This is a genomic window from Bartonella sp. AP150HLJHH (assembly GCF_042196385.1).
Classification (GTDB): Bacteria; Pseudomonadota; Alphaproteobacteria; order Rhizobiales; family Rhizobiaceae; genus Bartonella.
Genome location: NZ_JBHIQC010000040.1, coordinates 1 through 7,447, shown reverse-complemented (window position 1 = coordinate 7,447; position 7,447 = coordinate 1). Strand labels below are relative to the sequence as shown.

Sequence of the window (7,447 nt, the reverse complement as noted above, 5' to 3'; positions counted from 1 at the left end):
CTCTGTTCTATTCATTGTAATTCCTCATAATTACGAATTAATCGTAATGGAGAAATACTTCCCCCACCCCATAGACTCGAATTTCTGGCAAAAATACTTGTCTTTTGCCATGTCAGAAGAATACGAAATTTGTTATGGTCATGCTTTAGGATTTCCTTGAATATGAAATGCAGCATCACACCAAAGGTTAGAAAAAAAATATTGCCTGCCATAATGAACAATATCATCGTTCCTATCCCATTTAATCCCATAGCTTCCACTGTTACGCCTGCAATCATTGCAGGGCGCGTGCAAGCAAGAAATAACGTATCTTCTGTTAGCTTGTCGTGCTCTTTCATGGCTTTGAAAGGCAACGTTTAATGGGAAAACATTGATACAATTTGCGTTGCACCCATAACAATGCCGATGCCAACACAAACGAAAAAAGCTTTACGCATTTCAACATAACCAGCAATCCATGCAAGCCCAATACCAGCAACCGCAATGGTTGCAATTGATGTTGCAATTTTTCCTGTTAAAGCTTCAATGATTTTATCAAGAGCAGTTTCAATTTTTCCGAAGCCGCCATCAGCAAATGCTGGTTCACTCAGTGCCATGAAGGCAATAAACAGCATCAATGCTGCTGTTAACCATTTCTTTTGGGTGTTGGATAGAATAGTTTTTTGTAAGGTATGTTCATTAATGAACGAATTATTCATGTTTTTCATGAAAATTCCCCCGCTTTATGTTTAAGTTGATCACAAAATTAATATTCAAAATATTAATCGGGAATCATATAAATGAAAAAAATAAATTTTTCTATCGATAAATTAATAATATTTAATCTTTTATTATTTAATGAACAAAAAATATAGTAATATTCAAAATGATACTTTTAAAATATCTTCGAGCAGCGCCTAAATATATTGTCTTAATTTGTATTATTATTTTTGGTGTAATCTTTTATTTGAATCAGCATACTGAAAAATTTATGCAATCTTCTTTTTTTAAAGGACCAGAAAAAACAATAGAAACTCCCGTTCAAAATCCGAAGTCACAATTGGTTGATTATGCAAACCAACAAGACGCAATCCAACAAAATGTGGTGTTGCATTCAGAACCAATCGCATCACAATTTTATGAAGAAAATGTGCCGGTCTATTCCGGTGCTATACAGGTTACAAGTGGTGTGACCTTTAAAATGATCACGCTTGTAGATGATGGATGGAGAAAAAAGATCATCCGTGATATCCGTTTATATGGTGTGGAAAGCTGTGAAATGAGGCAATTTGCCTCACGCAACGGAGTTAAGTGGCCTTGCGGTGCTTTTGTTACGGCTTGGCTTGTTTCAAAAACAATTGATAAAAAGGTTACTTGTCGGCAAGCACGTGTCGTTCAACAGGTTCATTATGCACAATGTTTTGTAGATGGGGTTGATCTGGCGCGGTTGGGGCTGGCAGAAGGGTTGATGGTGTTGACAAAAGATCAGCATCATTTTCCATCCCCCGCAGACTATAAAACTCTACAATCTGCTGCTCAAAAAGCACAAAATGGCTTGTGGTCGAGCCAATTTCAACAACCAGAAGATTGGCGAAGAGATCATGGGAGTTATAATCCCATTGACCATAATTAATATTGACCATTATTGATAAAGCGTCTTTTCAAGCGCTATTTAAAAATCAAGACAATATTCTACTGCAAATCTTATCAGAAAAAAGTTAATGATAATCCACACAGTCCTTGGTGGACAACGCTCGTTATGAAAATTTGTTGTGTTTAAAATATCCTTATAGGTTGTTTACTACAGTGCTATGGGAGAGCGCGTTTCCTTGGCTATACGTCATTTCGTTTTGCTTTTTAAATGAAAAGCTCTTCGCTTCTCAAACTCTTAATAATCGCACCCCAAAATCATGACATCAAACCTGCATTTAAATGAGAAGGCTAAAAGCCTTAAGTTTTAAAGGCTGGGAAATTCTGTAAAAGCGTATCGTTAGGCGCACGTGTGCCCCTTATCAATAACCAAAAGGCTTATCTTGTTCTTTTCTCACGCGGCTTTGAGATCATGATTAAAGAGAAAGCTTATAGGGGGATAAGTCAAAAGAAAGTGATGAAAATAATAAGGTATTTTAAGTGATATATATTTGAAAATATTATAAAAAAGACAAGAAAAGATAATAAATGGGTATTTTGTTATATAAATACTTAGCGTTAAGCGGATAGGTTATGAAAAGCCTTTCCAAAGTTTTTAAAACTGATTGTCTTCATACGTGTTAAAGTGTACAATGACGTTGTCGGGTGTGAGTTACACAAAATACTCTTTTAGTTAGAGATTGATAACTCACATTTTATTGTCGTAGGGTATTTTTTAAAATGCATGATCACGATCTGTAGAGGTTAATTCTTCATCAAAAAACTTTTTAGCTTGTTCTTCTTGTTGGGCTCTACGTTTTTCCTCTTCACTTTTACCACAACCTGTAATATTCAATCCTATAGTCAATAGAGCCAAGCATATTAAAATAAATTTTTTCATTTTTCCCCTCTTTAAAAATTATATGTATTAATCTCATCAATTATATCGGAATACAGATTTAATTATCGTGATCTTTTGTTTTTTATTAGTATTGTTAATGGAAAAATATGTGAACAGTTTATTGTAAATATCTTATAAGTTTATCATAATAAAAAATGAGAAGGAAAGAGCCAAAACCTAATATAAACGAACAAATTGTAATGTTTATTAGTGCTTTTGACCAACCTATTGATAATATTATAATAGGAATTGTAAACAATCCCACAAACCCTATTATCACTATAAGGCTTAGTATCAATCTTAAAGGACCACGAAGCCATAAAAGCAAAAGGACGAGCGCCTCTTTGCTTATTTGTGATTTTGACATTATTTTCCCCTCACGCGCTTAAATCAAGATGCTCCACAATATACACAGTACGATAAATGATATAAGTTATTTTGTTATAAAATCTTCAAGATCTGTTTGATGTTCAACGGATGAAATATCCGGTTTGGTAGAAGATGATTCTATTTGATATTCTTTCATAAAAGCAACTTTTTCTTCTTTGAATAACAGAATAGGATTCACCCAGTATTGATTAGGCAATTTTGGTTTCAAAATTCCTTTTTGTATAAGTTCTCTTAAACCGTTGTGAAAAGTTCTGTCGACCATATCGCGCTTTTTTCCATTTATACCCCCATCAAACCAAATTAAGGTAACGCTGCTGGGATCTTCGTTTGTTGATTTATTAGATCGATATTCTTCTAAAACTATTATCAAAGCACGATGTCCTGTACGAGATAAATTAAAAATTGCTTGAATGCCATCAGCAAATATTTCTATAAAATTTTCTTTATTTGTTTTTTCTGTGACGTGAATTATAGGTACAACCTCTATTTTATCAGTATCAGAATTGATAAATTTTTGTTGTGTAATGGACGTTTTTACAACTTTCTTATCTGTAAAAATTTCAGATTTTTTGAAAAAAGAATTTTCATACGGGGAATATTTTTGCTTTATAAATTCAAATCGATGACGTGACCTTCGGTTCTGAAAAAAGCTTATGAAAATATAGAGAAAGGCAGAAACGGAACATCATTTCCTTCAAAAAACAATAAATGGCTTCGAATTAATCTAGGACTTCTAATGCAAGCATTGCCTTATGTTGTTATGTTCATGAAAAATGGGTTGCAATCTGAAAGAGAGTGTAGCGGTTCTATGGAATTTTTAGCAAAATGAAGGGGATTTTTTTTCAGGTATTTGAAGAAGCTAAAGAGACTATGAGGAAAAAAATGTGCTTTCTTTTGTTATAAAAGAAAGCACACTGAGGGGGAATTTAGAGTGACAGTTTTACATATTTTACTTTGAAAAGCGGTCTTTTTTATCTTTTTTCCACAAAAAATAAGTTGCAAGTCCGAGAATGGGAACACTCAATTTGGCAAAAGGGAGATGTTGACTGAGAGCTGCAAGGCTGGAAACAGTCGCATCTGTCATGAGTTTGTGGCGTTGTTCTTCTGTCTTTTTTTGTTGGTCATAGCGTTGATAAGTTTTGAGAACGCGACTGATAATAAGACCTAATCCCGCAAGAGAAAGACAAATTAAAAACATGATACTGGCGGCAGCAAGAGGCTTCATAACAGAACATAACGCAATAAAACCGATGGTACATAAAAAAAGCAAAGACATGAAGAATGAAATGCTAATAAACCCATAGAAAATTGCTTGAAGGCGTACTTGCTTGACTGTGCTTTTAAGCCCTCCACCGACAAGATGGTTTAAAAGAGGAGCGATAAACTTATGCATTGCTTAACGACGTAGTAATTGAGAAAGAATAAAACCAACCCCTGCGGCAAACAAAACGCTTTTGCCAGGGTTTTTGCGAACGCATTGGTTCAGAGTTTGTTCAAGATCACTGATTTTGTCTTTTGCTTGAGACATCATGTCTTCACCACTTTCTTTCGCTGAGTGATATAGTTTTTCCGCTTTGTCTTTGGCGGCGTTGAATTTGTTTGCACCAAGATCTGTTAGGGTTGAGGTAATCCCTGAAATTTCAGTGCGTAACGTTTCTAATTGTCCTTGTAGGTCTTTTTGTTGGTCTTTTTCTACGGCTGTTTTATCGTGCTGTGTTGTTTTATTATGGGCCATGGTATTTTTCCCTCTTGATTCATTGATATTTGTATTGGTGTGTTCATAGTGATCATTTGCATTGGAGTGAAAATTTTCACTGCTTGAGTAACGCCAAAAGCTTTTTTTGGTTCCTTTCATTTTGTTGAATTTAAAACTGTTTTTGATAAAATAAATCTTTCCTATACGATATGCTTTGTCTGTAAAGGGTCGCATCTGTTGAGAATTGCCTTATGCTTTTGCAGCAATTTAGCACCATTCTTCAGTTTCTCGTGGCGCAGTTTTTTATAAAAGTTTTTTAAAAGTGTGCTGAGGCCTATTTTTTAAGCTTGTGACAGCTAAAAAACATCGTTGTTGCGATTTTGCGGCAGAAGTACTGTCATTTTTATACTTTTGCAGCAAAGAAAAAGAAAATAATATTGCGGCTCTTTGCTCTCTATGTATTTGGGGGCAACATGCGCTCCCCATGATACTTTTGGTCAGTTTAAGATATTGCGATAGTTCTTTTTTAAAAACGTGAGGTATATTTTTATTTTAGGATAGGAGAGGTACTTTAGTGCACTGGTTGTTAGAGAAGTGCATATCCTTTTCTCCGAGGATTTTATGATATTTTTGCTGCTTGTTTCATGTAAGCAAATATTTTGTTGGCTTTAAAAGAGCTGCTGAAATGAAAAAAGCTTTGCGATATGAGAGATTTATTTGACAGGAACGATGATAAATTATTCTTATAAATTAAAATATTATATGCGATACTTCTTGTAAGTTTATCATTTTGCCTAATTTATGCAATAAATTGATTGGGTAAGATAAACTTGTTGAATTGTTAGAGAAAAATTTCTTGAGTAATTTCTTTAGAATTAAGAGAGAGCTTGTGAAATAAAACTATACTTGATTTATCAAGTTTTCTTTCTTAAGAGGAATACACAAGTGACGTTAAAAGGGTCGTGGCATTGTGGAACAGTGATGCTATGCGGGGTGACGATCCAGCTCATAAATAAAGATAAGAGCACAAGAATGTGAGATAAAAATGGAATCTGAAACAGTCCCTTTAGATAAAACAGTCCCTTTAGATAATATGTCTTCTGTATTGACAGTGCATGATTTTTCTCCTCTTTCTATGTTTATGGCTGCTGATTGGGTGGTAAAAGCCGTTATCATTATTTTGTTACTTGCTTCACTTGTGTCTTGGACAATTGCTTTTGTGAAAATTGTCGAGATCACTTTGGTAAAACGAAGAGTACGTCATGAACTTCAATTGGTTCTAAATGCTCAGACTCTTACGCGTTTGGCAGCTAGTTTGAAAGAAAGCAAAGGAGCTGGTGTGTTTTTTCTCAAAGAAGTTCTTAAAGAGGTTTATCTTTCTGCACAACAGGTTCATTTTTCTGCTCCTGAAGGGATAAACGAAAGCTCTGGTGAAAAAAACAGTACAGGGGAAAGTGCACAAACGATTGAAGATATTCTCTTTTATGAGGAGAGCAATCAATATGAAGATGTTTCCCGCGATGTTCGCGATGCTAAGGCTCGTGATGTTCATGAAGGTTTAAAAGAAAGGGTTCATTCACTTTTGTCACGCTGCTTGCTGGCTGCTACACGCCGTGTTGCATGTGGAAGCGCTGTTCTTGCAACTATTGGTGCAATTGCTCCTTTTGTTGGTCTTTTTGCAACTGTTTGGGGAATTATGAATTCTTTTATTGGGATTGCTCAGTCTCAAACAACGCGACTTGATGTGGTGGCGCCTGGAATTGCTGAAGCCTTATTCGCAACGGCTGTTGGGCTTTTTGTGGCTATTCCCGCCGTTGTTATGTATAATAGCCTTATGCGTGCTTTGAGTGGTTATCGCAGTGATTTAGGTGATATCGCTGCTGCTCTTGAAAGGCTCTTGAGCCGTGAACTTGATAGACAAAGACAACAGAAAAGTCATAAAAAATGAAAGCAAGCCTTAATAATGATTGGGATATAGACGAGAGTGGGTTGCAAAGCGAAATCAATGTAACCCCTTTTATTGATGTTGTATTGGTGTTGCTTATTGTTTTTATGGTTGCTGCGCCTTTGGCAACATCTGCCATTTCCGTTCAGCTTCCTTCTATAACTCAAGCACCTTCAGTGGTTCAGTCTGATGAACCTCTTTATGTTACGTTGCAAAAAGATCGTTCTCTTTACATTGGTGATCATCTTGTAGAACAAGCAGCTTTGAGAGAAGCTTTGTTGAGGGAAACTACGCAAAATTTAGAGGCAAAAATTTTAATCAAAGCGGATAGCGAAATTGATTATGGTACTGTCATCGATTTATTAAATCAAATACGCATGGCTGGATATCATAAAATCGGTCTTGTAGGATTGCAAAACTCTACCAATCTTGTTTCAAGAGGTGAGATCAATAATAAAACAACAGGGGTAGCGGACGCTGCTGTCGATGGAGCGGGTGGTAACGTTGTGGGGCATGTGGATGCTGTAACAACGAGCACTGCGGGAAACGCTAATATTCCAGCCGATGTCTCTGATCAGTGATAAAAAACAGCCTTTGTTGCAGGAAGCAAAGCATATTACTCAAAGTCGTAGAGTGAAATTGATGAGGGTTCCGTGGATTTATTAAACCAAATACGCATGGGTTTGATATTATGCAGGGGGTTCATATATTGAATCGGTTTTTTTAGGATTAAGCTCTACTCATTTTGCCGCAAGAGGTGCGATCAAGAAAACAGCAGAGGCGATTGTTGTGTATCTTAATACATCTTAAAGCCTTTTTTGCGGCGGTGTTCATAAATGGTATATAAAAAGCAAGTAAAATAAAATAGTTATGTCTAATATGGGGGAATAGGTGAATCTTGATTCTA

9 protein-coding genes are annotated in these 7,447 nt (G+C 35.7%); 3 read left to right on the top strand and 6 right to left on the bottom strand.

All coding sequences use genetic code 11. The features are described 5' to 3' along the window. Positions 1-11: 11 nt before the first annotated feature. A complete protein-coding gene (locus ACFING_RS08715) occupies positions 12-338 on the bottom strand; it encodes a type IV secretion system protein VirB3 (RefSeq protein WP_375612517.1) in 327 nt (108 codons plus the stop codon). Between the two features lie 18 nt (positions 339-356). Next, positions 357-707 (bottom strand): TrbC/VirB2 family protein, encoded by a 351-nt coding sequence (locus ACFING_RS08710; protein WP_375613238.1) that lies wholly within the window; start codon positions 705-707, stop codon positions 357-359. Positions 708-865: 158 nt separating this feature from the next. On the opposite strand from ACFING_RS08710, the gene ACFING_RS08705 reads away from it, so the two are divergent. Next, positions 866-1,612 carry a nuclease gene (locus ACFING_RS08705; RefSeq protein ID WP_375630507.1) on the top strand — a complete coding sequence of 249 codons (747 nt, stop codon included), beginning with the start codon at positions 866-868 and terminating at the stop codon, positions 1,610-1,612. Positions 1,613-2,344: 732 nt separating this feature from the next. On the opposite strand, the gene ACFING_RS08700 is transcribed toward ACFING_RS08705, so the two are convergent. From ACFING_RS08700 to ACFING_RS08685, 4 genes are all read right to left on the bottom strand, one after another. Beyond that, on the bottom strand, positions 2,345-2,509 hold the full coding sequence (locus ACFING_RS08700; protein ID WP_375610246.1) for a hypothetical protein: 165 nt from the start codon (positions 2,507-2,509) through the stop codon (positions 2,345-2,347). A 433-nt stretch (positions 2,510-2,942) separates the two neighbouring features. Beyond that, on the bottom strand, positions 2,943-3,269 hold the full coding sequence (locus tag ACFING_RS08695) for a hypothetical protein (protein WP_375630505.1): 327 nt from the start codon (positions 3,267-3,269) through the stop codon (positions 2,943-2,945). A gap of 579 nt (positions 3,270-3,848) precedes the next feature. After that, positions 3,849-4,292 (bottom strand): hypothetical protein, encoded by a 444-nt coding sequence (locus ACFING_RS08690; RefSeq protein WP_375630503.1) that lies wholly within the window; start codon positions 4,290-4,292, stop codon positions 3,849-3,851. A 3-nt stretch (positions 4,293-4,295) separates the two neighbouring features. Beyond that, entirely contained in the window at positions 4,296-4,634 is a 339-nt protein-coding gene (locus ACFING_RS08685) for a YqjD family protein (RefSeq protein ID WP_375621590.1), read from the bottom strand. A gap of 1,006 nt (positions 4,635-5,640) precedes the next feature. On the opposite strand from ACFING_RS08685, the gene ACFING_RS08680 reads away from it, so the two are divergent. Both ACFING_RS08680 and ACFING_RS08675 read left to right on the top strand, forming a co-directional pair. Then, a complete protein-coding gene (locus ACFING_RS08680) occupies positions 5,641-6,543 on the top strand; it encodes a MotA/TolQ/ExbB proton channel family protein (RefSeq protein WP_375621589.1) in 903 nt (300 codons plus the stop codon). Further along, positions 6,540-7,121 carry a biopolymer transporter ExbD gene (locus tag ACFING_RS08675; protein WP_375630501.1) on the top strand — a complete coding sequence of 194 codons (582 nt, stop codon included), beginning with the start codon at positions 6,540-6,542 and terminating at the stop codon, positions 7,119-7,121. Before ACFING_RS08680 ends, ACFING_RS08675 begins: the two co-directional genes overlap by 4 nt. Positions 7,122-7,447 lie beyond the last annotated feature (326 nt).